A 24,812-nucleotide genomic window follows, 5' to 3' on the forward strand; every position below is an offset into this window, starting at 1 on the left:
GGGAAATTCACCGTTTTAAGCCAATAACAGTAAAATGATATGTCAGAACACGGTGATCGGGAAGATGGCTGTCAACAAATATTGACAGCCAGCACGATAAGTGAACAAAACCTCACGGAGCCGGTTTTTTATTGAGCGTCTCTTTGAGCTGGCCGATCAGCTCGCGCCTGAAATCCCCCAGACGGGGCTTATCGCCATCGATCCACGGCAGCGGACGGCAGACCTCCATCGCTTTAATCCCCAAACGCGCGGTTAATAATCCCGCACCGATACCCTGCGCCGCACGGGCAGAAAGACGCGCCGCCAGATCCTGCGACATCCAGTCCATGCCCACTTCGCGCACCAGCTCACTCGCTCCGGCAAACGCGATATTGAGCAGGACCAGTTTGAACAATCTGAGCCGACTGTAATAACCCAGCTCTATGCCGTAAAGGTTCGCGATACGGTTGATCAGGCGCAGGTTACGCCAGGCGATAAAGGCCATATCGACCAGCGCCAGCGGGCTGACGGCAATCATCAGGGTGGATTCCGCCGCAGAGCGGCTAATCTCGCGCCGCGCCTGGGCATCCAGCACCGGCTGAACCATATGGGAATAAAGCGTCACTACTTCCCGGTCATTCTGGGTTTCATGGATGGCGGCATACCAGCGCTGAAGCGCCGGATGCGACTGATCGATTCCGGCCTGGCTGGCCAGCTTTTCACAGAACGCGCGGCCTTTGCCGGTGCCGTGACTGTGGAGCAGATCCCGCGCTTCATCACGCTCGTGCGCGCGCTGGCGCAAACGCCAGAGCCGCCGCCACTCGGTGGCAACCGACCCGATACCCGCCCCCACAATCAGCGCGCCTGCGGCACATCCGCCCAGCGCGACCCAGTCCTGAGCTTGCCAGGCATTCATCGTCCACTGCACGCCTTGACCAACCACGCTTACGCCAAACAGCGCCAGCCCGGCGGTGACCATCTTGCGCCACAGGCTGCGCTTTGGACGCAGGGCGGCTTCCACAACCGCCTCTGCCGGACCTTCCTCAACGCCGGGCTCCTCGATCAGGGCCGGGGAAAAGTTATCAGCCTGCGTGCCGCTGAAGGTCTGCGCGGTTTTAAACGCCTCCTGAGGATCCTGCTCAAGCGTTCCGGTAAAGTCTATGCGCGGTTTTAACGGTTCCGTCATCGCAATTTATCTCCAATCAAAAACTCCAGCGCCGCATCCAGACGGATGTGTGGTAATGGCCGATCGACGCTCATTGCCTGCGGGCGGAAGGCTTCAAACTGGAAGCCCTGGTTCTGCCAGAAGGCCTGACCCGGCAGCCGCGCAGGCACTTCCCCCGGATAGACGGTAAGCGGTTCACCGTCGCTGAGCCGGTTCCCGCGTAATGCCGGTATTTTCTCGCCGTTAAGATCGATCAGCCCGCTTTGCGTTGCCTGCACGGACGCAAGCCCAAGGCAATCCATGCCGATCCCTTCGAAGGCGGCGTTTTGCCAGGCGTCCTGAACCAGCTGCTGCAGCAGCGATACCATATTGGCATGCTGATCGACCGTGACGTGATCGGCCTTTGTGGCCGCAAAAAGCAGTTTGTCGATCACCGGAGAGAACAGACGGCGAAACAGCGTCCTCTGCCCGTAGTGGAAACTTTGCATCAGCTGCGTCAGGGCAAGGCGCATATCGTTGAAGGCCTGCGGCCCGCTGTTGAGCGGCTGCAGACAATCCACCAGCACAATCTGACGGTCAAATCGCAAAAAGTGGTTTTTATAGAATCCCTTAACCACTTTTTCACAGTAGTAATTGTAACGCTCGCGCAGCATCCCGGCGTTAGTGTGCCTGTCGGCCTGCGCCAGCTTCGACTCGCCCACCCCGTCCACGTCTGGCCAGGGGAAGAACTGAAGCGCAGGCGCGCCCGCTAAATCACCCGGCAGGACAAAGCGACCCGGCTGAATGAAGTGCAACCCTTCCTGCTTGCACTGATGCAAATACGCCGTCCAGGCTTCGGCAATGGCCGCCAGACGGTTTTCATCGGCCGGTGCAAGCGGATCCAGGCCTTCGCACAGCTGTCGCCATTTGGCCGACCACCCGGCGCGCTGCCCCTGCAACAACCCCGTCATCTGGCGGGACCAGCTGAGGTAGTCCTGCGCCAGCATCGGCAGGTCGAGCAACCATTCACCGGGGTAATCGACGATTTCAAGGTACAGCGTAGAAGTATCCTTGAAGTGGCGCATCAGGGATTCATTCGAGCGAAAGCGCAGCGCGAGGCGAATCTCACTCACCCCTCGCGTCGGCGTCGGCCACGTGGGCGGATCGCCGTAGAGCTGCGCCAGCCCTTCGTCATAGGTAAAGCGTGGAATACCAAAATCACGCTGAGGGACGCGCTTCACGCCCAGCAGGCGTTCTTCCCGCACCGCGCTGAGCAGCGGCAGACGCGCGCCGGCGTGCAGGTTCAGGAGCTGGTTTACCATAGCGGTGATAAACGCCGTCTTACCGCTGCGACTAAGCCCCGTCACGGCCAGACGCAGATGGCGGTCAACGCCACGGTTCACCAGTGAATTGATTTCGTTTTTAAGTCGCTTCATCGCCGTCCTTCGTTGCCTGGAAGCCTTGAATGCATGGCTTCAGAATACAATAAATGGGGGCAGATCGTTGATTATCAATTCTTATTTATTGCTATTGCCGTTTTCTCTCCAGTAAGATGAACGACATTGCTGTCAGTCCGGAGTGAGTAAGGTGTATGTCACCCACCATCTATGATATCGCACGGGTTGCGGGCGTATCGAAATCAACCGTTTCCCGCGTTCTGAATAAACAAACGAATATTTCTCCCGAAGCGCGTGAAAAAGTGCTGAAGGCGATTGACGAATTAAATTATCAGCCCAACAAACTGGCCCGCGCCCTGACCTCTTCAGGCTTCGATGCCATTATGGTTATTTCGACACGTTCAACCAAAACCACTGCCGGAAATCCTTTTTTCTCCGATGTCCTGCATGCCATTACGGCAAAAGCGGAAGAAGAAGGATTTGACGTTATTTTACAAACGTCAAAAAGCAGCGAAGACGATCTGCTGAAATGCGTGAATAAAATAAAACAGAAGATGATCAAAGGGATCATTATGCTAAGCTCACCGGCAAATGAATCCTTTTTCACCACGCTGGATGCGTATGGCGTACCGGTAGTAGTTATCGGCAAAGTCGAAGGTGAGTTTCAGAATATTTATTCCGTCGACACGGATAATTTCCATGACAGCGCCACGCTGACCGAAACCTTTATTAAAAACGGACGCCGTAAAATTGCCTGTCTGCATGCCTCGCTTGATTATCATGTTTCGATCGATCGTCTTGCGGGCTATAAAGCCAGTCTGGAAAAGCACCATATTGCCCTCAACCCGGACTGGATCAGGGATGGCGGTTATACCCATGAGAGTGCGCTTACGGCGGCGCTGGAATTGTTGTCTTCACCCACGCCGCCTGATGCAGTATTCGCTACCGACAGCATGAAGTTACTTAGCCTCTATCGCGCGGCGGATGAGTTGAACCTGATGATCCCGGAGCAGGTGGTCATTGCCGGATACAGTGACCCGATGCTGTCTCTCATTTTAACGCCCGCACCTGGCGGCTTCGATATCCCGACCCGAAAACTGGGCGAAGAGAGCTGCGATCTTCTTTTCAGGCGTATTGCGGGTCAGCCCGCACCGCAAAAAGTTCTCGTTGATACCCACTTTTTACTGGCGGCCTCGCTGCGCTAAAACCAGGGGCTTAGCGCCCCTGGCGTGCTCTCGGTCAGAACGCGTAATTTACCCCAACGCCCGCATAGTGGAAGCGGTCGTTTTTACCCTCGTCATGGTTTTCCCATTCATAAGCGTATTCAAGCGTCATGGATAAACCGTTGTTGAAGTCATAGGCATACTGCATACCCAGGCGGTTGAAATCATGTCCTTCACGCTCAGGATCGTCCTGCCAGTCCCAGTTCGACCAGCGATCGAGCCCCAGTCGGGTATAAGGCGTTAAGGTCGTCTGGCCCAATGAAATAGGCAGGTAGACGCGAATTTCCTGGGTGGAGAATTCGCCGTTATTACGCGAACCGTTCATATTGAAACCGCGCTCTAAATAGTAATTCACTTTAGCCGCAAAGGTTTCGTTAATGGTCCAGGTAAAGCCCGTTTCGGTTTCAACGCGGCTATCAGAATAACCGGTTTTCTCCAGATCGTTGGCAAACTGATACATGGCAAACCAGCCGCCAAAGCGCCAGTCATCGGTTAATTTAATATCCCAGTCAGGTTGAACTTTGTAGCGCTGCATATTCGCGCTGCCGTCTTTGGCTCCGTGCTCATCTTTAAAGTGGTAGCCATAATTACGGAAACCACCGGTCAGACCGAAAGTAAAATCATCGGTTCCAATAAAGCGATAGCGTAATTCAAATTCAGGACGGTCGAAATAGGTTCCACGGGTCATACTGCTGTAATCAACCGGCCCCTCCTGATACATCGCCAGCGAAATAGTCCACGCATCCCAGGTTGCATTGAACCACACGGAAGGTTCATATAATCCATCTTTATCGTCGCCCTGCCCCTCAACGTTTTCGATTTCATACATCGCGCCGATATTAAATTCCCACTGTTTTGCTGTTTCTGATGCTTGTGCACAGCTAACCCCTGCGCACAGCACGAGCGCAGCACTTCTTAGTAGAGTACTCATTTAATTTTCCCTTTATAAGTAACAAACAAAAAAACCGGAAATTTGCATTTCCGGCGAACACCTTTCTTATCTAATAGCCGCTTCGGTTTCAGCGTCGAAGAAATGGCACTTGTTCATATCGAACTGGATGTCGATATTATCCCCAGAGGCATAATCATTCGCCGCGCCAGCGCGCACAACCAGCTCATGGCCGCCAACGGTGGCGTAAAGCATGAACTCCGCTCCGGTCAGTTCGGCTACGCTGACTTTCGCCGCGATATTCTCACCTCGACTCTGCAGCGTGAGAATATCTTCCGGGCGGATCCCAAAGACCACGGCTTTGCGCTGATACCCTGCGGCATTCAGTGAAGCGAGCTTGTCCTCCGGGATCGCAAGACGCAGCGTTTCCGTAACAAAATAGCGATCGTCGATAGCGCCGCGAATAAAGTTCATGGCTGGCGATCCAATAAATCCTGCAACAAACATGTTTGCAGGTTCGTTGTACACCTGCTTCGGTGCACCGACCTGCTGAATAATGCCGTCTTTTAAGATCACGATGCGGGTCGCCATGGTCATGGCTTCCGTCTGATCGTGGGTCACGTAAATCATGGTGGTGTTGAGCTTCTGGTGCAGCTTGCTGATTTCAGCCCGCATCTGCACGCGAAGCTTGGCATCTAGGTTAGAGAGCGGTTCATCCATCAGGAACACGCCCGCCTCGCGCACGATCGCCCTGCCCAACGCCACGCGCTGACGCTGGCCGCCGGACAGCGCGCCGGGTTTGCGCTTGAGGTACTCGCGTAATCCGAGGATCTGTGCCGCCCAGTTAACGCGGTCTTCGATAACCGCAGGCGCAATTTTTTGCATCTTCAGGCCAAACGCCATGTTGTCGTAGACCGTCATATGCGGATAAAGCGCATAGTTCTGGAAGACCATCGCAATATCGCGAGACTTGGCGGGCACGTCATTCATGCATACCCCGTCAATAATCAGTTCACCGGCGCTGATCTCCTCCAGACCGGCAATCATTCGCAGCGTGGTGGATTTACCGCAGCCCGAAGGCCCAACGAAGACGATGAACTCCTTGTCTTCGATTTCGAGACTGAAATCCTTAACCACGTGGACCTGGTTATCATAGATTTTCTGAATGTGTTTCAGGGACAGTTGAGCCATTGTTAATTCCTTAGCAATACGTCCGGGATGCCCAAAACTCGGTCAGGCATTTCCAGGTCAGTTCCCGCGTTGAATGAAGTTGTAATCCCGCATGGTTCAGGCCAGCTCCAATCCCAACCGATAGCAATCCCGCCGCGTTGATCGCCTCAACGCCTGCAGGTGCATCTTCGATACCTATAGCCGCGTCAGGACGCACATTCAGGCCTGCACAGGCGGCGAGGAAGATCTCCGGGTCTGGTTTTGAGCGGCGAATACGGGAAGCATCGGCGCAAAAATCGAAGGCCTGATCAATGCCAAGCGCGTGCAGGATCCCCGGGGCATTCAAGGAAACGGAGGCGAGCCCAATTTTGACCTTCGCCGCACGGATATCCGCCAGCACGTCGCGAATACCGGGAAGCAGTGAATCCTCCGTCAGCGACGCCAGAGACTGGACATAGAGCGCGTTTTTCTTCGTCGCCAGCGCGAGGCACTGCTCATCGCTAAACGTCCCCTCTTTCCCGCCATGTTTCAGGATGCGCTGAAGGGAATCCATGCGGCTAATGCCCTTCAGCTGTTCGTTAAACGCTTCGTCGAAGGTGATGCCGATTTCATCCGCCACTGCACGCCAGGCCAGAAAATGGAGGTGTGCGGTATCGGTGATCACACCGTCCAGATCGAATACAACAGCCTTAAGCATCATGGCGCCTCTCCGTGGTAGCGGTCCCATTTTCAGATGCAAGAAAATCCTTATAAGCGCAAATTTTCCGCCCCGATACATGTAGCGTTTTGCCCCACAGCGTCAGCGTGGCAGGTGCCGAAGCTTCTATGGTTAACACCTCATTTTCATAGGTGAAGTGCAGCGTTGCGTTCCGCCAGCGCAGAGGGAATGTGAGTTTTTGCCAGTGAGCTGGCAGTTTCGGCGCAAGATGCAGCTCCCCTTCTACAATCTGCACACCGGCAAAGCCCTGAATGACGCCGGACCAGATAGCGCCGGTCGCAGCGGCGTGAATTCCGTCATCGCAGCTGTGCGGGTCGTCCCCAAGATCAATGGCGACGCCATCGCGCCAGAAGGCGTAGGCACCTTCGACGTCACCACAGCGGGCAGTCACAATGCCGTGAATGGCCTTGCTCAGCGAAGAATCATGGATCGTGCGGGGCTCGTAGAACGCCAGATTGGCGGCGCACTGCTGCGGGGTAAACCGCTCCGGCAACAGGTAGGTAAGCATCACCACATCGGCCTGCTTAAGGATCTGCATGTCGTTGACTTCCGCGCGGGAATAATCGAGCAGAATGGTCTGCTTCCCCGCTTTGGCTTTGTAGCGGCTCAGATCGATGGCAGGTTTTGCCATAAAGGTATCATCCTGCGGGATCACACCGTCTGAATTGGCCTCCGGCAGCCATAAGCGCGTCAGGAACCGTGTCGCTTTCTGCGTAAAACCTTCATCCTCGCGCCCAAACATCGTCATAAACTGGCGAGCGCAGGCGACGTTGTGCCAGGCCAGATAGTTGGTATAAGCGTTGTTGTTCACATGCTCGGTGTATTCGTCAGGTCCGATAACGTCATGGATTTCGAGACGACCATTAATTTCCGTCGCGCGGCCCATCCAGAACGCAGCGGTTTCCATCAAGAGCGTCAGACCTTCATTCCGGATAAAGGTCTCATCGTGCGTCGCCTGCCAGTAAGCGACGACGGCCCAGGCGATGTCCGCCACGATGTGGTGTTCCGCCAGCGCGGAGGCCACCTTCTGACGCGTGCCGGTTCGGATGTTGATAGCCGCGAACTCCGGCGTCTCTTCCAGCCCGCTGGCGGCGCTTTCCCATGGAAACAACGCGCCGGGCCAGCCGTTGCGACGGGCTTTTTCCCGCGCCCCGGCCAGGTTGAGCCAACGATAGCGCAGCAGGCTACGGGCGGTCTGGGGACGCGTGAAGAGATGGAAAGGCAGCAGGAAAATTTCGGTATCCCAAAAGACGTGGCCTTTATACCCCTCTCCAGTCAGCCCTTTGGCGGCGATACTGCTTCGCTCATCATGGGCTGGCGTCATGGTCGTCAAATGCCAGACGGCGTAATCCAGCGCCATCTGATCCTGATGTTCCGTAGAGTCAACCTCCACCCGAGCGTTACGCCAGACCTCTTGCCAGGCACACGCCGAACTCTCAAGCAAGGCGTCGTAGCCTCTTGCCGCACAGACTTTGAGATCGGCCAGCGCGTTGCGAGCGAAAGAGGCCTGCGACAGTGCCTTATCACTGCGATGTGCAACCCAGACGATTTTTTCAAGCGTGACAGTGTCACCCTTCGCAATCGTCAGCGAATGATGGGCGCTGAGACGACGATTTTTGGCGGTGAAACAGCTGTCGCTCTTCGCTGAGAGCTGACAATACGCTGAAACAGCAATCTCAGACGTGCGGTCCTGCGTTTCATATACGCCCTGCATGTATTCCTGATCGAACACTCTGACCGACACTTCATCAAGATGCTGTCTGCCGCTGTTCGTTTGCGTTGCGTCAATGCCGGTTTGCAGCACGGCGTGCGCGACGGCATCGAGCGGCGTGATGGAAAGCTGCATGGCCACTAAGGGCAACTGGACCAGCGACACAAAACGACGGCTCTCCAGACGATAGCGTTTCCCGTCAGACGAGCGCCAGACGACGCTGCGACGAAGTTCGCCATTGGCAAACGCCAGCTCGCGCTGCCACTCGAGGATTTCGCCTGACAGGAGCGTGAAATTGATGCCATCCAGCTCAACATCAATACCGATGATATCCGGCAGATTGACCAGCTCAGTGGTCTCGTTGCGACCAGCACGATGATAGAGACCCGCAAGATACATGCCTCTGGTTTGCTGGGTGTAATCTTCTTCGTGCGTAGCGCGGATCCCCATGTAGCCATTACCGCAGGCCATGATGGAGGCGTATTTATTCAGGCTGTGTGGACAAAAGCCCGGGTCGGTTAATACAGACACGTTTAGCATAACGTCACGCTTTCCCCTGTTTCTGCAGATTCATACAGCGCGGCGACGAGCTGCTGGATAACCAGCCCCTGCTCTGCATCAGCGATCATGACGGGCTCTCCCTGCACATGCCGCACAAAGGCATCCATACTGCGCATATGACGCCGATCGTCAGCCTCTTCACGCTGCGTGAGGGTGACTAAAGTCCCGGCTTCGTCGTTGTAGATGTGCGCCGGGAACAGCATGGCGCCCGCCTTTTCACCGCAAAATGCGACGTTCATGATGGATTGTTCACGGATATTGAGCGCAAACGACGTGTCCAGACGCAGAATGCCGCCGTTGCAAAATTCAATGGTGCCAAACAGGGCATCTTCAACGGTAAACTGCGTGGGATCCCACGCGCCAAACTGGCCGCTGCTTTTACGGTTTCCCAGCCTCTGGAAGCTGTGTGCCGTCACCTTTTTTACCGCCGGGAACCCCAGCACGTACATAGCGGCATCGAGCATATGGATGCCGATATCAATCAACGGCCCACCGCCCTGTAGCGTTTTGTTGGTAAAGACGCCCCAGCCGGGAACCCCGCAGCGGCGTAGCGCCTGCGCAGTGGTGTAATAAATTTCTCCCAGCGCCCCCTTCATCACGGCCTCACGCAGCAGTTGCGTATCGAGAGCAAAGCGATGGTGAAAATCATACGCCAGCACTTTTCCCGCCTTGCGCGCGGCCATGCGCATCCGATCGGCCTCCTGCGGCGTCATAGCAGGTGGTTTTTCACACATCACGTGGCAGCCAGCTTCCAGCGCTGCCATGACGTGCTCGAAATGGAACCGGTTAGGCGAACAGATGCTCACCACATCCGGCTTAACCGCCTCGAGCATATCTCGCGCATCCTGCCATACCGAGGAAATACCATGACGTTCCGCAAACGCCAGAGCCTGTTCAGGATGGCTGTCCATGACAGCCACCATCTGAACATCACTGCGCGTGGCGTAATACGAGGCATGCACTTTATCCGCGACCTGCCCGGCGCCAATGATGGCGACGCGCAGAGGCGAAGGTGTAGAAGCACTCATCACGCTCGTCATCCTTAGCATTCACGCAAGTAAGTGAGCGAATCCCGGTATGCCTGAGCCGGATCCTCGGCGCGAACACGGCACTCATACACCACGTAACCCTGGTAGTTATCGGCACGCAGCTGATCGAACAGGCTGGCAAAATCGAGGCTACCGCTGCCCGGCTGGTAGCGGTGGTTATCTGCAATGTGCACATGGCCCAGCAGATCGCGGTGCTGATGCAGCGCATCCGTCAGCGAGTCTTCTTCGATGTTCATATGATAGAAATCGCCGATGATCTGCACGTGCTTCAGACCGTTCTCTTCGATATAGCGACGCGCGTCAGCCAGGGTGTTGATCATGTGATCCTGATAGCGGTTCAGCGGCTCCAGGTAGACGGTTGTTCCGGTGCGCGCCGCCACCTCATCCAGCCAGCGCAGGGAGGCGCTTACGGCTTTGCGGTCACCGTCCAGGCTGCGTGGAGAGGTCATTGGTGGCAGACGGAAGGTGAACATCCCCCAGGCAGCAGGCACGATAATGCCCTTTCCGCCGACTTCCGCCAGCGCTTCCAGAATGCGTTCGATCTGCTGTAACCCGTTCAGACGGCGTTCTTCGATGAAATCACCGATCCAGCCATCGTATCCGCCACATGCTGTCGTCACCGGCAGACCGGTAGCTTTGATGGCCGCTTTCACTTCATGGAGGTTTTCCACCAGCAGGCGGCCGTCAATTTCGTAGCCATCAAAACCCATTGCTTTGATGTACTCGAATTTCTCCATGATGCTGGTCGGGAAAAAGGCCTGGTTTTGTGTTGCGATCTTCATGATTTGCTGTCCTTAGCTTAAAAAGTGACGCCCATTTTGATACTGAGTTCCGGGTGCTGATCGACATACTTCATATAGCTTTCCGGGGTGGTGTCGAAGGTCACGACCGGGTCGATCAGATCTTCACAATTCAGATAACCGTTCATCAGCAATTCCCAGCAGGTCTCTTCAATACGCTTGCGGCTCCAGCGCGGGTAGTCCGGGTTGGGTTCGCTGCAGGCGCGGGAGAAGACAATCTTCGCGTTATTGAAATGCGCTTCGCGGCCGAGGTTAAAGCCTTCCGCGAACGGTTTTGCGAAAGCTACATAGGAGATGGTGCCGCCGTAGGCAAGTCCGCGCAGCGCGGACTGCAGCGCATCTGCAAAGCCGCTGGTTTCGATGATCGCGTCCGCGCCCTGCTTCCCGGTCAGCTTTTTGATTTCCAGACCGACATCAGTGCCTATTGGGTTCAGACAGTGGTCTGCCCCATGACGACGGGCGATCTCACAGCGGTGTTCGATTGGATCAACGCCGATAACCACTGACGCACCGGCTTTTTTCGCCAGCTGAATCGCAATCTGCCCAATGGCTCCCAGACCGACCACGACCACAAAGTCGCCCACGCGGACGTTGGCATCACGCACGCCGCTCATGGCGAACTGCGCCGGATCGTAGCAAACGGCGTTTTTCCAGGACGCACCCTGCGGCATTTTGCGCAGCTTGTAGTTGTTCACCGCGTTAACGATCACCGTTTCCTGCAGCGGGCCGTAGCAGCAGACGCTGTCGCCGATCTGATATTCAGTGACGTCATCACCGCATTCGATAATCTTGCCAACAATCATGTTGCCCAGCTGGAACTTACCGAATTCGATCCCGCGGGCCGCCCCTTCTTCACGCGGCGTGAACATCTGCCACTCCGCGTTGAACTCTTCGTCAATAAACGGGCTTGCCGCGCGGAAGTCCACGACTTCAGTGCCGTGCTTCGGCGCGCCAAAGCGTGCACGAATTTTCACTTCATGTGCTCCCACAGCACGATCTTCATATTCCACCAGCGCCGCCACGCGTGGCGCTGTCGCTACTAATTTTTTCATGACTGACTCCTTGTTAAAATTGGCCGCCTCAGCCCTTCACGCCACCGGCGGTCAAACCACTTTTAATAAAACGTTCAGACAGGGCGTACATGATGACCACCGGAAGCGCCGTCACCAGCGATGCCGCCATCATGCGACCCCAGATATAATCTGGTGTGCTAAAGAGCGTGTTCAGCCCGACCGGCAAGGTGAAATTGCTGGCGCTGGACAGGAAAATGGACGCAAACAGATAGTCGTTCCACGCCACCATGAAGCAGTAGACAAACACCGATACGAGCCCGGAAATCGCCAGCGGCACGGTGATGCGGAAGATGATTTGCAGGCGGTTAAGGCCGTCCATCATCGCGGCTTCTTCGATTTCGTCCGGGATGGTGTCGAAATAGCTGCGCAGCATGAACACCGCTGTCGGTAACGTTTGGGTCACCATGGTGATAATCAGCGCCAGCTCGGTGTCGTAGATCCCAAGGGCAGTGATGATTTTGAACAGCGGCACCACCAGCAATATTCCGGAGAACATGTAGACGGTGTAAAAACTCGCGTTGATCGTCGTGCGGCCTTTAAAACGCAGTTTGGACAAGGCGTAAGCCCCCAGCGTGCCGAGAAACACGGCAATCACCGAGGAGATCAGCGACACCACCATGCTGTTTTTGAAATAGTCCACAAACGGGAAAATCAGTGGGTTAAAGATGTCGACGTAATGCTGCAGCGTCCACGCCTGCGGCAAAATGGTCGGGTTAAGCGATATGGCCTCTTTCGCGCTCTTGAATGACGTCATCAGCATCACGAAGAACGGGAATAGCGTGATGACCAGGAATACCGCCAGACCGAGATAAAAACCAATACGGCTCAGTACGCGTTTATTTGTTGCCATTGAGGTTTACCCTTTTTCTGGTCAGCAAAATCACCGCGAAGATGATCACGAACAGCACGACGGAGATCGCCGCAGCCTTACCCAAATCGTTGAAAGCGAATGCCGTTTTGTAGAGGTAGACGCCCAAAATATCGACCTTGATCGTCAACAGATAGACATCCGCAAACATGTAGAACATCCAGATAGTGCGGAGCGTCACTACCGTTGCCAGCACCGGCATAATCGCGGGCAGCGTAACGATTCGAAAACGCTGCCAGGCATTCGCGCCGTCCATTTCCGCCGCTTCATACAGCGACTTATCAATGGTCTGCAAAATCGCGAGGAACGAAATGAACGCGTACGGGAAGTAGCGCCAGATGGCGAACAGCACCACCAGCACAAAGCTGCTGCCAGGATTGTCGAACCACAGGGGTGCCTGGTCATACAGATGCAGCAGGTCAACGCCCAGATAGTTCACAATGCCGTAGCCGTTGTTGAACATGTATTTCCATGCAAACACCAGCGAAATGGACGGGGTAACGTAGGACAAAATCACCAGTGAACGTGCCGTTTTCCGCAGACGGAATTCACGGTTAAAGAAGATCGCAACCGCCAGCCCCAACCCCGTGCTGCCGATCACCACCAGCGCGGTGTACCAGAACGTCATCCACAGCGAGTGCCAGAATGCTGCATCACTGAGAATGCGAATGTAATTATCCAGCCCGACAAACACAGCGCTAATGCGCGGGTTAAGCGGCAGACGTAAGAAACTGATTTCAATATTGGAAATCATTGGCCAGGCCACCAGGCCCCCCAGCAAAATCAGGCTGGGGGCCAACAGCAGCATGGCGAAAGGCATATCTGAACGACCAGAAAACAACGTCTTCATAATTTCCTTCCGCAGAGCGCTCCTATCGTTGTGAAATCAGATCGGTCAGACGCTTCTGGCTGTTACTAAGCGTGTTGCTGAGATCTTTTTTCCCCACCGTGACGTTATGCACCATGGAACTGATGATGCCGGACCCGGTAACATCGCCCATGCGTGTGAAGTTTTTGTCCCCCACCGCGCCAAACACCTGCACATTCGGGAACTGCGCAATCAGTTCGTAAGGCAGTTGTCCAAACGCTTTAATCACATCGTTGTTTTTCCAGGTATCGGTGCCCACCACCAGCTTGTTCACCGGCAGTGCCGCGCCGGGAGACATCATGACCCAGTCGGTTGCGTTTTGAGCCTGCTCCATCCAGGTCACAAATTTCTCAGCCGCCTGAGTCTCATCTTCAGTTTGACCGGTGGTAATCGTCAGCGACGTGACCATGCCGTAAACAGCAGAAGAGGTTTCTGTTGGGACGACGAAGCCCAGATTGGCAGGTTTTCCGTCCTGGAATACCGCCGGAAGGATGTAGGTGGAGTACACCGCCATCGGCGCAGAACCGTTCATGAAGGCATCTTTGATCTCCATGACGTCGTTTGAACCCGGCATGGTGGTCGCGGCCAGATCTTTATAAAACGCCAGGGCTTTTGCCATTTCAGGGGTATCGATGTCGACGTTCCCTTTGGCATCAAAAACGTTCGCGCCGCCGGAAAGCGCAAACTGGGAGAATGCCTGCTCCGTCATCACGCTTTCGGCGGTGGGCAGCGCAATGCCGTAATGTTTTTTAGCCGGGTCGTTGAGCCTCTGAGTGGCTTTCAGCAGCTGTTCCCAGTTATGCGGCTCCTGGATACCCGCCGCCGCAAGCGCATCTTTGTGATACCAGACGCCGGATAGCCAGGCGCTGACTGGCACCCCCGTCCAGGCAGAACCGTCTTCCGTACGAACAACACGCAAAATGCCGTCATAGAAGGTGTCCTCGCCTACCGCTTTAATGGCTTCGCCGATAGCTTTGCGATCCAGGAGCTGTTCCTTGTCCATGACTTTCGCGTAGTCATGGCTGACTTCAATCACCTCTGGCAGCGCGCCCGTTCTGGCGAGCGTAATGACCTTGGTGTTGTAGGCATCCTCTTCGACCGGCACCTGTTTCACCGTGATGCCGGGGTTCTCTTTCTCGAACTTTTCGATCAGCTTAGTGATAACCGCCTGACGCTCCTGCTCGACTGACGAGTGCATAAACTCAATAGTGACAGCAGACTTTTTGTCGTCCTTGCACCCTGATAACAAGGCGCACGAAACCAGTGCTGAAATCAGCACAATTCTTGGCATTTTCATTTTTAAGGTCCTTTTTAGTTTTCTTTAATCCACAACACCTGCCATGGAAGTAGGGTCAGCTTTTTGTCTGTAATATCGTTTCCGGTGATCAAGTCCTTTCCGGATTGAATATCGGATTCCACCGTTTGAATGCCGTCACTGAAATTAAACAGCGCCGTTACTTTCTCACCACAACCCGCCACGCGAACGATTTTTAAAACATGTTCACCTGACGCGCTAAAATAAGCCTCACTGTCAGGGTGGAATGCTTTCTCCGCCCGACGCAGCGCGATTAACTGGCTTAACGAGCAATAGACCTGAGAGCGCAGGCTATTTTTATCTTCAAGCTCGCCATCAATTTGTCCTGCGATATATTTCTCACGATTAATCGCACGGTTATATCCCAGGCGCTCAACACCTGCATAATCATTACGGGAACCGAGAATGCTCTGGATATAAACCGCAGGCACGCCGGGGAAGCTTAAAAGGACGGCATGCGCCAGAATAAAACGGGCAATCCGTTGGCTGTCAGGACTGTTACGCGTACTTAATGCATCCAGATAGGTCACATTAATTTCATAAGGACTGCGTGTTCCATCCGGGTTATTTTTCCAGTTAACCAACGCCCCTTCAGCCTGAAGTTTTTCCACAAGCGAGAGTATTTCCGACTCGGGTAAAATTCCGCGTAACGGATTCAGACCAATCCCGTCATGCGAGGCCAGGAAGTTAAACCAGGTGGTTTTGGTGGAAGGCAACGTCAGCGACGCCGCCCACTGGCTCAGCGTCCGGACGTTCTGACAATGCACCGCATGCAGCACCAGCGGGGGCAAAGAGAACTGATAAACCATCTGCGCTTCATTTTCACCGTTACCAAAGTAAGCAACGTTATCTTTATGCGGAACGTTCGTCTCGGTGATAATCACCGTTCCCGGGGCGACAGCCTCGGTAATGGCGCGAAAAAGCTGGATGAGCTGATGGGTTTGCTCAAGGTGGATGCAGTTTGTTCCGGGTAGTTTCCACATGAAGCCTACAGCATCCAGACGAATGTATCGCGCCCCTTCAATAAGGTAATGCAGCAGCACGTCGACCATCGCGATCAGCACATGCGGAGAGGCGAAATTGAGATCAACCTGGTCCTCGCTGAAGGTGGTCCACAGGTGTCGCACGCTGCCGTCATGCAGCGTGAAAGGCGTAAGAAGCGGTAAAGCACGCGGACGCGTCACCGCGGATAAATCTGTTTCAGGATCGACAGAAATAAAGAAATCGCTATACCCAGGAATTTGCTTCAGGTAATTAGCGAACCATTTACTTTTGGCTGACATATGGTTACAGACGAAATCAAACATTAAACTGGCTGACTTTTTTAATTCGGCAACGTCTCGCCACGTTCCGGTTTCCGGTGCAACCTCATGATAATCGATAACAGAAAACCCGTCGTCCGAAGACCATGGATAAAAAGGCAAGAGATGGACATGAGAAAAAGAATGAGAAAGCCACCTGTTATAAAAACGTGTAAAAACAGGCAGCGCCTTCTCCCCTTTCGCTGAAAACTGATCGGCATAGGTGACCAGGACAACGTCTTTTTCATCCCAACCCGTTTTACGTTTTTCCGTAATAACAGAAGCGGCCTTTTCAATATTTTCCAGCAGCACATTAAGATGGGCTTCAGAAAACGTTTCTCCGTAAACAAAATTAATGATCTCTTTAATTTTTGTATCCATTTCACTTTCCATGGTAGCGGTCCCACGGAGTGGCAATCTACTCCCATGAAAAATATCTGTCAACGGACCAGAAAGGAGAAAAAGGTGATTGCAAAGCAGCTCAGCGCAATATTGTGAGCTGCCGCAAAGAAAGAACGGGGAAAAGAGGAAATGCGGTTAACCGTCGCCAGTCCCTCCCCCGTCAGGGAAAGGGCTAACGCCAGCGGGAATTATTGGGATAAGTAGCGGCGAGAAAGCCGTTTTGCCACCTTTTGCAACAGCGGTTCGAGCGCCACGGTCAGCACCATTCTGACCGGCTTGCGGGCAACGGATTTAATTGCCCAACCTGCCACACCTGCCGGGCCGAACCGTAACGCGGTCAGCAGGACCAGTTTACCTGCGATTTTCAGGCCGGGTTTTACCTTCTGACCGGCCTGTTGCCAGTGTTGTTTCATCTCATCTCTCTCTTAAAGCTGACGAAAGCGACTTCTCAGCGTAAAGGTATCCGACGTGACATAGCGTTCCATTTCCCGTAGCCGCTTCTCACCGGCGGCGAGTTGCTCATCAACGGCATTGAGAAGATCGCTGCTGGTCGGGGCTCCCTCCGCAGCCAGTTCTCCTTCCGGCATCGGGTCAAGAACAAACGACAGGACGATGTATGCCACCAGGGTAATAAACGCCAGGCCGAAGAAGATCGATAGCACCGCGACCACGCGGACAAGTTTAACCGGGACATCAAGATAGTGAGCCAGCCCGGCGCAAACGCCGCGCACCATGCCCTGCTGTGGAATTCGCCACAGCTTTTTGTTCAGATTCAGTCCAGACATTAACGGTCCCTCCAGTTTGGATGCTCAGCATCCAGGATGGCTTCCAGCGCCTGAATGCGTTCGCGCATTTTGTTCGCTTCGTCGGAGAGCTGCACCAGACGCTGTTGTTCACTCTGGGAGAGTTCGCCCCGAGAAGAACGGTTGCTGTAGTGCAGCCATAGCCAAATCGGCAAAACGAACAGCACGAAAATTGTCAGGGGAATGGCCAGAAAAAGCGCGCTCATGTGTACTCCTTGTCTTATGATGCGGCACGCTCAGGTGCCGCAGGAATTATTATTGGTTGTCTTGCTTCATTTTGGCTTTCAGTGCCGCCAGCTGCTCGCTGATTTCATCATCAGCCTTCAGATCGGCGAACTGTTGATCCAGCGACTTCTGCTTGCCGATGCCGTGGCTTTCGGCTTCCGCTTCCATGTGGTCGATACGACGTTCAAACGATTCAAAACGCGCCATCGCTTCATCGAGCTTACCGCTGTCCAGCTGACGACGCACGTCGCGGGAGGAGCTTGCCGCCTGGTGACGCAGGGTCAGCGCCTGCTGACGCGCGCGGGTTTCGCTCAGTTTGTTTTCAAGCTCACCAATCTCTTTCTTCATACGGGTGAGCGTGTCGTCCACCAGCGTCACTTCATGCTCGAGCGTCGCGACCATATCGGCCAGCTTCTGTTTTTCGATCAGCGCCGCACGGGCCAGATCTTCTTTATCTTTGCGCAGCGCAAGTTCCGCTTTTTCCTGCCATTCGTTCAGCTGAGCGGTAGCTTGTTCAATGCGACGCGTAAGCTGTTTTTTCTCCGCCAGCGCGCGGGCGGAGGTTGAACGCACTTCAACCAGCGTGTCTTCCATCTCCTGAATCATCAGACGTACCAGCTTCTGCGGATCTTCCGCTTTCTCAAGCAGTGAGTTGATGTTGGCGTTCACGATGTCGGCAAAACGAGAAAAAATACCCATAATCTAATCCTCATAGTTCTGTTATCGGGCCAGGCCCTGCTGTACTGATAATACAAACATCATGCCAGGTTTTTATCTTATTGATTTTACTAAGCCTGATTGCTTTTTGCGCAGTGAAGAACTATTCTTCCCTGGTGAATATCGCTAAGGAGTGGTTAATTTCATCATGCCCGGATACAAAGACAATTTACTCGGCGAAGCAAACAGCTTTCTCGAAGTGCTGGAACAGGTCTCTCGCCTGGCGCCGCTCAATAAACCGGTGCTGATCATCGGTGAACGTGGAACGGGGAAAGAGCTGATAGCCAACCGTCTGCATTACCTGTCCGGGCGCTGGGATGGCCCATTTATTTCCCTTAACTGCGCGGCGCTGAATGAAAACCTGCTCGACACCGAGCTCTTCGGCCATGAAGCAGGGGCGTTTACCGGTGCCCAGAAACGCCATCCCGGACGCTTTGAGCGCGCCGACGGCGGTACGCTTTTTCTGGATGAGCTGGCCACCGCGCCCATGCTGGTGCAGGAAAAACTGCTGCGCGTGATTGAGTACGGCGAACTGGAGCGAGTCGGCGGTAGCCAGCCGCTGCAGGTTAACGTGCGCCTGGTGTGCGCCACTAACGCCAACCTGCCGGAGATGGTGACTGAGGAGAAATTCCGTGCCGACCTCCTTGACCGCCTGGCCTTTGACGTCGTTCAACTTCCTCCGCTGCGCGAGCGCAAAAGCGACATCATGCTGCTGGCAGACCAGTTTGCGATTCAGATGTGCCGCGAGCTCGGACTGCCGCTGTTCCCCGGCTTCAGCGATTATGCAAAGGAGACGCTGCTCGCTTACCACTGGCCGGGAAATATCCGCGAATTGAAAAACGTCGTGGAGCGCTCCGTCTATCGTCACGGCAGCAGCGAGACGGAGCTGGACAACATCATTATCGATCCTTTTCAGCGCAGCGCGCCGTCGCTACCCACACCAGCGTCTTCAGGCGATGCACCTACTCTCCCCCTTGATTTACGCCAGTTCCAGAACGAACAGGAGAAACAGCTGCTGGAGCAAAGCCTGAAGACGGCGAAATATAACCAGAAACGGGCGGCTGAACTGCTGGGTCTGACCTACCATCAGTTAAGGGCATTGCTCAAAAAGCATCACATGCGCTGACAATATCAGCACTTACCTGCAGACATTTTTACGAAGCATGCGTAAGTGCGATACACTTTGCAGATCGAACCTAAAAACCTTAAAAATTATGCGTCTGGTTTTATCGTCCTTTTTTGCTCTCGGTCTGTTTAGCAGCCTGGCCTTTGCCGCGCCCGGGCAAACGCAGCAGCCTGACATTCGTGACAGCGGCTTCGTCTATTGCGTAAGCGGCCAGGTGGACACCTTCAACCCGCAAAAAGCGGGCAGCGGCCTGATCGTGGATACCCTGGCCGCGCAGCTTTACGACCGTCTGCTTGATGTTGATCCGTACACCTACCGTCTTGTGCCTGAGCTTGCGGAAAGCTGGGAAGTGCTGGATAACGGCGCAACCTACCGTTTTCATCTGCGCGATGACGTCGCATTTCAGCGCACGCCGTGGTTTACCCCCACGCGCAAGCTGAACGCAGATGACGTGGTCTTTACCTTCCAGCGCATCTTTAACCGCAACCACCCGTGGCATAACGTTAACGGCAGCAACTTCCCCTATTTCGACAGCCTGCAGTTTGCCGATACCGTCAAGAGCGTGCGCAAGCTGGACAACCGCACGGTTGAATTTACGCTGACGCGCCCGGATGCCTCCTTCCTCTGGCACCTGGCGACCCACTATGCGTCAGTCATGTCCGCTGAATACGCGGCGAACCTGACAAAAAAAGATCGTCAGGAGTTGCTCGATCGTCAGCCGGTTGGCACCGGTCCGTTCCAGCTCGCCGAATACCGCGCCGGGCAATATATTCGTCTGCAGCGTCATGAGCATTTCTGGCGCGGCACCCCGCTGATGCCGCAGGTGGTGGTCGATCTCGGTTCAGGTGGGACAGGACGTCTGTCAAAACTGCTCACCGGGGAGTGCGACGTACTCGCCTGGCCCGCGGCCAGCCAGCTCACCATTTTGCGTGACGATCCGCGCCTGCGCCTGACGTTACGTCCGGGCATGAATATCGCCTATCTGGCCTTTAACACGGATAAGCCGCCGTTGAATAACCCTGCCGTACGTCACGCTCTGGCGCTGGCGATTAACAACCAGCGTTTAATGCAGTCGATCTACTACGGCACGGCGGAAACCGCCGCCTCAATTTTACCGCGCGCCTCGTGGGCCTATGACGGTGAAGCTAAAATTACGGAATACAATCCGGCAAAAGCGCGTGAACAGCTGAAGGCGCTGGGGGCGGAAAACCTTACGCTGCAGCTTTGGGTGCCAACCAGCTCCCAGGCGTGGAATCCGAGCCCGCTCAAGACCGCCGAACTGCTGCAGGCAGATATGGCGCAGGTGGGCGTCAAAGTGATCATCGTACCGGTTGAGGGCCGTTTCCAGGAGGCGCGCCTGATGGACATGAATCATGATTTAACCCTGACCGGCTGGGCGACCGACAGTAACGATCCGGACAGCTTCTTCCGGCCGCTGTTAAGCTGTGCGGCGATAAATTCGCAGACCAACTACGCCCACTGGTGTAACCGGGAGTTTGACGCCGTGCTGCAAAAAGCGCTGGCTTCCCAGCAGCTGGCCTCGCGCATCGACGCCTATGATGAAGCGCAGAAGATCCTTGCCCAGGAACTCCCGGTGCTGCCGCTGGCCTCTTCCCTGCGCCTTCAGGCCTATCGTTATGATATTAAAGGCCTGGTGCTGAGCCCGTTCGGCAACGCCTCGTTCGCCGGCGTGTCGCGTGAAAAAGAACAAGAGGTGAAAAAACCATGATTATTTTTACCTTACGTCGGCTCCTTTTGCTGCTGGTGACGCTCTTTTTCCTGAACTTTGTCGGCTTCAGCCTGAGCTATTTCACGCCCCACGCCCCGCTCCAAGGGTCGTCGCTGTGGGATGCCTGGCTGTTCTGGTTTAACGGGCTGCTGCACTGGGATTTCGGCGTGTCCAGCATTAACGGGCAGCTGATTTCCCAGCAGCTGAAAGAGGTGTTCCCGGCCACGATGGAGCTGTGCATTCTGGCCTTCGGCTTTGCCCTGATGGTCGGCATCCCTGTGGGCATGCTGGCCGGGATCTATCGCAATAAATGGCAGGATAAGTTTATCAGCGCCCTCGCCCTGTTCGGCTTCTCCATCCCGGTATTCTGGCTGGCGCTGCTGCTGACGCTGTTCTTCTCGCTGACGATGGGCTGGCTACCGGTTTCGGGTCGCTTTGACCTGCTCTATACGGTTAAAACGGTGACGGGCTTTGCCATCATTGACGCGTGGCTGTCCGATTCGGTGTGGCGCCATGAAATGATCGTCAGCGCCGTGCGCCATATGGTATTGCCGGTACTGACGCTGGCGGTTGCGCCAACAACCGAAGTGATCCGCCTGATGCGCCTGAGCACCATTGAGGTATTTGACCAGAACTACGTCAAAGCCGCCGCCACGCGCGGGCTGTCGCGCCTGACCATCCTGCGCCGCAACGTCCTGCACAACGCGCTGCCGCCGGTAATTCCGCGTCTGGGATTACAGTTTTCCACCATGCTGACGCTGGCCATGATCACCGAGATGGTCTTTAGCTGGCCGGGCCTGGGGCGATGGCTGATTAACGCCATCCGCCAGCAGGACTACGCCGCTATTTCTGCCGGTGTGATGGTGATTGGTTCGCTGGTGATTATTGTTAACGTGTTGTCCGATATTCTGGGTGCCATGGCTAACCCATTGAAGCATAAGGAATGGTATGCCTTACGATAGCGTATACAGTGAAAAGCGCACGCCCGGCGTGCTGCGTACCGTGTGGCGTAAGTTCTACGGTGACACCACGGCTATGATCGGCCTTTACGGCTGCGCCGGCCTGGTGTTGCTTTGCGTCTTTGGCTCGTGGTTTGCGCCGTACGGCATCGACCAGCAGTTCCTTGGCTATCAGCTGCTGCCACCGTCCTGGTCGCGCTACGGTGAAGTCTCTTTCTTCCTGGGAACGGACGACCTCGGACGTGACGTGTTGAGCCGCCTGCTGAGCGGTGCAGCCCCGACGGTGGGCGGCGCATTTGTGGTGACGCTCGCGGCTACGATCTGCGGGCTGGCGCTCGGTATTTTTGCGGGATCCACCCATGGCCTGCGTTCGGCGGTGCTTAACCACATTCTGGATACGCTGCTGTCGATTCCGTCCCTGCTGCTGGCGATCATCGTTGTTGCCTTTGCCGGTCCGCACCTGTCGCACGCCATGTTCGCCGTCTGGCTGGCTATCCTGCCCCGCATCGTGCGCTCGGTTTACAGCATGGTGCATGATGAACTGGAAAAAGAGTACGTCGTTGCCGCGCGTCTGGACGGCGCGACGACCTTCAACATTCTGTGGTTTGCCGTGCTGCCCAACATCGCCGCCGGGCTGGTCACAGAGATCACCCGCGCCCTGTCGATGGCGATCCTGGACATCGCGGCGCTCGGCTTCCTCGATCTCGGTGCACAGCTGCCGTCGCCCGAATGGGGTGCGATGCTCGGCGACGCGCTGGAGTTAATCTACGTGGCACCGTGGACGGTCATGCTGCCGGGTGCGGCCATTATGGTGAGCGTGCTGCTTATCAACCTGCTGGGCGACGGTATTCGCCGTGCAATTAACGCGGGGGTGCAATAATGCCGCTTCTTGATATTCGCAACCTCACCATCGAATTCAAAACCGGTGAAGGCTGGGTTAAAGCCGTCGATCGCATCAGTATCACCCTCGCGGAGGGTGAAATTCGCGGGCTGGTGGGGGAATCCGGCTCGGGAAAAAGCCTGATTGCCAAAGCTATATGCGGCGTGGCGAAAGACAACTGGCGCGTGACGGCAGACCGTATGCGTTTTGACGATATCGATCTGCTGCGCCTCTCCCCCCGCGAGCGGCGTAAGCTGGTCGGGCATAACGTCTCGATGATTTTCCAGGAGCCGCAGTCCTGTCTCGATCCGTCCGAACGCGTGGGTAAACAGCTCATGCAGAATATTCCCGGCTGGACCTATAAAGGCCGCTGGTGGCAACGCGTTGGCTGGCGCAAGCGCCGCGCCATCGAGCTTTTACACCGCGTCGGGATCAAAGATCACAAAGATGCGATGCGCAGCTTCCCTTATGAGCTGACCGACGGCGAATGTCAGAAAGTGATGATTGCTATCGCGCTGGCCAATCAGCCGCGTTTGCTGATTGCGGATGAGCCCACCAACGCGATGGAACCCACCACGCAGGCGCAAATTTTCCGCCTGCTGTCGCGTCTCAACCAGAATAACAACACCACCATTTTGCTGATCAGCCATGACCTGCAAATGCTCAGCAAATGGGCGGATAAAATTGACGTGATGTACTGCGGACAAACGGTCGAAACCGCGCCGAGTGAAGATCTGATCACCGCGCCGCACCACCCGTATACGCAGGCGCTTATCCGCGCCATTCCAGATTTTGGCAGCGCGATGCCGCATAAGAGTCGCCTGAATACCCTGCCGGGGGCGATTCCGCTGCTGGAATCCCTGCCGATAGGCTGTCGTCTGGGGCCGCGGTGTCCCTATGCTCAGCGTAAATGTATCGAGACGCCACGCCTGACCGGGGCCAAAAATCATCTATACGCCTGTCATTTCCCGCTGAACATGGAGAGAGAGTGAAATGGTCGAAACCTTACTGGAAGTCCGCAACCTGAGTAAGACCTTTCGCTACCGCACGGGGCTGTTTCATCGTCAAACTGTCGACGCGGTGAAGCCGCTGAGCTTTACGCTGCGTGAAAAACAGACCCTGGCGATCATCGGCGAGAACGGTTCCGGGAAATCCACCCTGGCGAAAATGCTCGCTGGCATGGTTGAACCGACTGCAGGCGAAGTGCTGATTGACGATCATCCTCTGACGTTCGGCGACTACTCTTTCCGCAGCCAGCGCATCCGCATGATCTTCCAGGATCCGTCTACCTCGCTTAACCCGCGCCAGCGCATTTCGCAGATCCTCGATTTTCCGCTGCGTCTGAACACCGACCTGGAGCCAGAGGCGCGCCGTAAGCGCGTATTTGAAACCCTGCGTATGGTTGGGCTGTTGCCGGATCACGAAAGCTACTACCCGCATATGCTGGCACCAGGCCAGAAACAGCGTCTGGGTCTGGCGCGTGCGTTGATTTTGCGGCCAAAAGTGATCATTGCGGATGAAGCGCTTGCCTCGCTGGATATGTCGATGCGCTCGCAGCTGATTAACCTGATGCTGGAATTGCAGGAAAAACAGGGGATCTCGTATATCTACGTCACCCAGCATCTGGGAATGATGAAGCACATCAGCGATCAGGTGATGGTCATGCACCAGGGTGAAGTGGTAGAGCGCGGCAGCACCGCGGATGTGATGGCCTCTCCGCTTCATGAACTGACAAAACGGCTGATTGCCGGTCATTTCGGTGAAGCATTAACCGCCGATGCGTGGAGAAAGGACCGCTAAGCGCGACGCTTCACAAAAACTACCCCATTAAATTAAGGATTAAATAATCTGCGTGCGCTATTTAATCCTTTAATTTTCGTCTCCATCCCTGCTCCATATTTTAAG

At 55.2% G+C, this 24,812-nt stretch carries 24 protein-coding genes; 7 read left to right on the forward strand and 17 right to left on the reverse strand.

Annotated features, from left to right (window positions below):
• Nucleotides 1-112 precede the first annotated feature (112 nt).
• Both SPG90_RS07790 and SPG90_RS07795 read right to left on the reverse strand, forming a co-directional pair.
• Entirely contained in the window at nt 113-1,165 is a 1,053-nt protein-coding gene (locus SPG90_RS07790; RefSeq protein WP_023312029.1) for a YcjF family protein, read from the reverse strand.
• Nucleotides 1,162-2,559, reverse strand: a complete 1,398-nt coding sequence (locus tag SPG90_RS07795; protein ID WP_023312030.1) for a YcjX family protein — start codon at nt 2,557-2,559, stop codon at nt 1,162-1,164. Before SPG90_RS07795 ends, SPG90_RS07790 begins: the two co-directional genes overlap by 4 nt.
• 155 nt (nt 2,560-2,714) lie before the next feature.
• Between SPG90_RS07795 and SPG90_RS07800 the strand changes: the two genes are divergently transcribed.
• Nucleotides 2,715-3,725 (forward strand): LacI family DNA-binding transcriptional regulator, encoded by a 1,011-nt coding sequence (locus SPG90_RS07800; RefSeq protein WP_126304054.1) that lies wholly within the window; start codon nt 2,715-2,717, stop codon nt 3,723-3,725.
• A gap of 34 nt (nt 3,726-3,759) precedes the next feature.
• Here SPG90_RS07800 and SPG90_RS07805 read toward each other — a convergent pair whose 3' ends face one another.
• The 15 genes from SPG90_RS07805 to pspA all read right to left on the reverse strand — a co-directional run bounded on the left by SPG90_RS07805 (nt 3,760) and on the right by pspA (nt 18,195).
• Complete coding sequence (locus SPG90_RS07805; RefSeq protein WP_047174201.1) at nt 3,760-4,674, reverse strand: OmpG family monomeric porin; 915 nt, start codon at nt 4,672-4,674, stop codon at nt 3,760-3,762.
• Nucleotides 4,675-4,740: 66 nt separating this feature from the next.
• Nucleotides 4,741-5,823 carry an ABC transporter ATP-binding protein gene (locus SPG90_RS07810; RefSeq protein ID WP_023312033.1) on the reverse strand — a complete coding sequence of 361 codons (1,083 nt, stop codon included), beginning with the start codon at nt 5,821-5,823 and terminating at the stop codon, nt 4,741-4,743.
• Nucleotides 5,824-5,833: 10 nt separating this feature from the next.
• On the reverse strand, nt 5,834-6,502 hold the full coding sequence (gene pgmB, locus SPG90_RS07815; RefSeq protein WP_045355874.1) for a beta-phosphoglucomutase: 669 nt from the start codon (nt 6,500-6,502) through the stop codon (nt 5,834-5,836).
• A complete protein-coding gene (locus tag SPG90_RS07820; RefSeq protein WP_126304052.1) occupies nt 6,492-8,771 on the reverse strand; it encodes a glycoside hydrolase family 65 protein in 2,280 nt (759 codons plus the stop codon). The genes pgmB and SPG90_RS07820 overlap by 11 nt, the downstream gene beginning before the upstream one ends.
• Nucleotides 8,765-9,823: a Gfo/Idh/MocA family protein gene (locus tag SPG90_RS07825; RefSeq protein WP_126304050.1), complete on the reverse strand. Its 1,059-nt coding sequence runs from the start codon at nt 9,821-9,823 to the stop codon at nt 8,765-8,767. Before SPG90_RS07825 ends, SPG90_RS07820 begins: the two co-directional genes overlap by 7 nt.
• 11 nt (nt 9,824-9,834) lie before the next feature.
• Nucleotides 9,835-10,623 (reverse strand): sugar phosphate isomerase/epimerase family protein, encoded by a 789-nt coding sequence (locus tag SPG90_RS07830; RefSeq protein ID WP_126304048.1) that lies wholly within the window; start codon nt 10,621-10,623, stop codon nt 9,835-9,837.
• A 17-nt stretch (nt 10,624-10,640) separates the two neighbouring features.
• The gene (locus SPG90_RS07835) at nt 10,641-11,693 is read right to left on the reverse strand and encodes a zinc-dependent alcohol dehydrogenase (protein WP_126304046.1); all 1,053 of its coding nucleotides are present in this window, start codon (nt 11,691-11,693) and stop codon (nt 10,641-10,643) included.
• 28 nt (nt 11,694-11,721) lie between these two features.
• The gene (locus tag SPG90_RS07840; RefSeq protein WP_045400139.1) at nt 11,722-12,564 is read right to left on the reverse strand and encodes a carbohydrate ABC transporter permease; all 843 of its coding nucleotides are present in this window, start codon (nt 12,562-12,564) and stop codon (nt 11,722-11,724) included.
• Nucleotides 12,551-13,432, reverse strand: a complete 882-nt coding sequence (locus SPG90_RS07845) for a carbohydrate ABC transporter permease (RefSeq protein WP_126304044.1) — start codon at nt 13,430-13,432, stop codon at nt 12,551-12,553. The genes SPG90_RS07840 and SPG90_RS07845 overlap by 14 nt, the downstream gene beginning before the upstream one ends.
• Nucleotides 13,433-13,454: 22 nt before the next feature.
• On the reverse strand, nt 13,455-14,747 hold the full coding sequence (locus SPG90_RS07850; protein WP_126304042.1) for an ABC transporter substrate-binding protein: 1,293 nt from the start codon (nt 14,745-14,747) through the stop codon (nt 13,455-13,457).
• Between the two features lie 14 nt (nt 14,748-14,761).
• Nucleotides 14,762-16,447: an alpha-amylase family glycosyl hydrolase gene (locus SPG90_RS07855; RefSeq protein ID WP_206514976.1), complete on the reverse strand. Its 1,686-nt coding sequence runs from the start codon at nt 16,445-16,447 to the stop codon at nt 14,762-14,764.
• Nucleotides 16,448-16,656: 209 nt separating this feature from the next.
• Entirely contained in the window at nt 16,657-16,881 is a 225-nt protein-coding gene (pspD, locus tag SPG90_RS07860) for a phage shock protein PspD (protein WP_126304038.1), read from the reverse strand.
• Nucleotides 16,882-16,893: 12 nt separating this feature from the next.
• The gene (gene pspC, locus SPG90_RS07865; RefSeq protein WP_023312044.1) at nt 16,894-17,253 is read right to left on the reverse strand and encodes an envelope stress response membrane protein PspC; all 360 of its coding nucleotides are present in this window, start codon (nt 17,251-17,253) and stop codon (nt 16,894-16,896) included.
• Entirely contained in the window at nt 17,253-17,477 is a 225-nt protein-coding gene (gene pspB / locus SPG90_RS07870; protein WP_023312045.1) for an envelope stress response membrane protein PspB, read from the reverse strand. The genes pspC and pspB overlap by 1 nt, the downstream gene beginning before the upstream one ends.
• Nucleotides 17,478-17,526: 49 nt before the next feature.
• Nucleotides 17,527-18,195, reverse strand: a complete 669-nt coding sequence (pspA, locus tag SPG90_RS07875) for a phage shock protein PspA (RefSeq protein WP_029740507.1) — start codon at nt 18,193-18,195, stop codon at nt 17,527-17,529.
• Nucleotides 18,196-18,346: 151 nt separating this feature from the next.
• On the opposite strand from pspA, the gene pspF reads away from it, so the two are divergent.
• The 6 genes from pspF (at nt 18,347) to sapF (ending at nt 24,707) form a co-directional block, all read left to right on the forward strand.
• On the forward strand, nt 18,347-19,339 hold the full coding sequence (gene pspF / locus SPG90_RS07880; RefSeq protein ID WP_164554889.1) for a phage shock protein operon transcriptional activator: 993 nt from the start codon (nt 18,347-18,349) through the stop codon (nt 19,337-19,339).
• An 88-nt stretch (nt 19,340-19,427) separates the two neighbouring features.
• Complete coding sequence (sapA, locus tag SPG90_RS07885; RefSeq protein WP_126304033.1) at nt 19,428-21,068, forward strand: ABC transporter substrate-binding protein SapA; 1,641 nt, start codon at nt 19,428-19,430, stop codon at nt 21,066-21,068.
• On the forward strand, nt 21,065-22,030 hold the full coding sequence (sapB, locus tag SPG90_RS07890; RefSeq protein WP_023312049.1) for a putrescine export ABC transporter permease SapB: 966 nt from the start codon (nt 21,065-21,067) through the stop codon (nt 22,028-22,030). The genes sapA and sapB overlap by 4 nt, the downstream gene beginning before the upstream one ends.
• On the forward strand, nt 22,017-22,907 hold the full coding sequence (gene sapC / locus SPG90_RS07895) for a putrescine export ABC transporter permease SapC (RefSeq protein ID WP_032656751.1): 891 nt from the start codon (nt 22,017-22,019) through the stop codon (nt 22,905-22,907). Before sapB ends, sapC begins: the two co-directional genes overlap by 14 nt.
• The gene (gene sapD, locus SPG90_RS07900; protein ID WP_008501228.1) at nt 22,907-23,899 is read left to right on the forward strand and encodes a putrescine export ABC transporter ATP-binding protein SapD; all 993 of its coding nucleotides are present in this window, start codon (nt 22,907-22,909) and stop codon (nt 23,897-23,899) included. Before sapC ends, sapD begins: the two co-directional genes overlap by 1 nt.
• A 1-nt stretch (nt 23,900) precedes the next feature.
• The gene (sapF, locus tag SPG90_RS07905; RefSeq protein ID WP_023312051.1) at nt 23,901-24,707 is read left to right on the forward strand and encodes a putrescine export ABC transporter ATP-binding protein SapF; all 807 of its coding nucleotides are present in this window, start codon (nt 23,901-23,903) and stop codon (nt 24,705-24,707) included.
• Nucleotides 24,708-24,812 lie beyond the last annotated feature (105 nt).

It is taken from the genome of Enterobacter sp. D2 (genome assembly GCF_034427575.1).
Lineage (GTDB): Bacteria > Pseudomonadota > Gammaproteobacteria > Enterobacterales > Enterobacteriaceae > Enterobacter > Enterobacter cloacae_M.

Excerpts from the sequence above, each read along its gene's own strand:
- SPG90_RS07845 (WP_126304044.1), bottom strand. The coding sequence starts at position 13,432 with ATGAAGACGTTGTTTTCTGGTCGTTCAGATATGCCTTTCGCCATGCTG.
- pspB (WP_023312045.1), bottom strand. The coding sequence starts at position 17,477 with ATGAGCGCGCTTTTTCTGGCCATTCCCCTGACAATTTTCGTGCTGTTC.
- sapA (WP_126304033.1), top strand. The coding sequence starts at position 19,428 with ATGCGTCTGGTTTTATCGTCCTTTTTTGCTCTCGGTCTGTTTAGCAGC.
- pspC (WP_023312044.1), bottom strand. The coding sequence starts at position 17,253 with ATGTCTGGACTGAATCTGAACAAAAAGCTGTGGCGAATTCCACAGCAG.
- SPG90_RS07790 (WP_023312029.1), bottom strand. The coding sequence starts at position 1,165 with ATGACGGAACCGTTAAAACCGCGCATAGACTTTACCGGAACGCTTGAG.
- SPG90_RS07795 (WP_023312030.1), bottom strand. The coding sequence starts at position 2,559 with ATGAAGCGACTTAAAAACGAAATCAATTCACTGGTGAACCGTGGCGTT.
- pgmB (WP_045355874.1), bottom strand. The coding sequence starts at position 6,502 with ATGATGCTTAAGGCTGTTGTATTCGATCTGGACGGTGTGATCACCGAT.
- SPG90_RS07805 (WP_047174201.1), bottom strand. The coding sequence starts at position 4,674 with ATGAGTACTCTACTAAGAAGTGCTGCGCTCGTGCTGTGCGCAGGGGTT.
- SPG90_RS07800 (WP_126304054.1), top strand. The coding sequence starts at position 2,715 with ATGTCACCCACCATCTATGATATCGCACGGGTTGCGGGCGTATCGAAA.
- pspD (WP_126304038.1), bottom strand. The coding sequence starts at position 16,881 with ATGAAACAACACTGGCAACAGGCCGGTCAGAAGGTAAAACCCGGCCTG.
- sapD (WP_008501228.1), top strand. The coding sequence starts at position 22,907 with ATGCCGCTTCTTGATATTCGCAACCTCACCATCGAATTCAAAACCGGT.
- sapB (WP_023312049.1), top strand. The coding sequence starts at position 21,065 with ATGATTATTTTTACCTTACGTCGGCTCCTTTTGCTGCTGGTGACGCTC.
- SPG90_RS07810 (WP_023312033.1), bottom strand. The coding sequence starts at position 5,823 with ATGGCTCAACTGTCCCTGAAACACATTCAGAAAATCTATGATAACCAG.
- SPG90_RS07830 (WP_126304048.1), bottom strand. The coding sequence starts at position 10,623 with ATGAAGATCGCAACACAAAACCAGGCCTTTTTCCCGACCAGCATCATG.
- pspA (WP_029740507.1), bottom strand. The coding sequence starts at position 18,195 with ATGGGTATTTTTTCTCGTTTTGCCGACATCGTGAACGCCAACATCAAC.
- sapC (WP_032656751.1), top strand. The coding sequence starts at position 22,017 with ATGCCTTACGATAGCGTATACAGTGAAAAGCGCACGCCCGGCGTGCTG.
- SPG90_RS07850 (WP_126304042.1), bottom strand. The coding sequence starts at position 14,747 with ATGAAAATGCCAAGAATTGTGCTGATTTCAGCACTGGTTTCGTGCGCC.
- SPG90_RS07855 (WP_206514976.1), bottom strand. The coding sequence starts at position 16,447 with ATGGATACAAAAATTAAAGAGATCATTAATTTTGTTTACGGAGAAACG.
- sapF (WP_023312051.1), top strand. The coding sequence starts at position 23,901 with ATGGTCGAAACCTTACTGGAAGTCCGCAACCTGAGTAAGACCTTTCGC.
- SPG90_RS07835 (WP_126304046.1), bottom strand. The coding sequence starts at position 11,693 with ATGAAAAAATTAGTAGCGACAGCGCCACGCGTGGCGGCGCTGGTGGAA.
- SPG90_RS07840 (WP_045400139.1), bottom strand. The coding sequence starts at position 12,564 with ATGGCAACAAATAAACGCGTACTGAGCCGTATTGGTTTTTATCTCGGT.
- SPG90_RS07820 (WP_126304052.1), bottom strand. The coding sequence starts at position 8,771 with ATGCTAAACGTGTCTGTATTAACCGACCCGGGCTTTTGTCCACACAGC.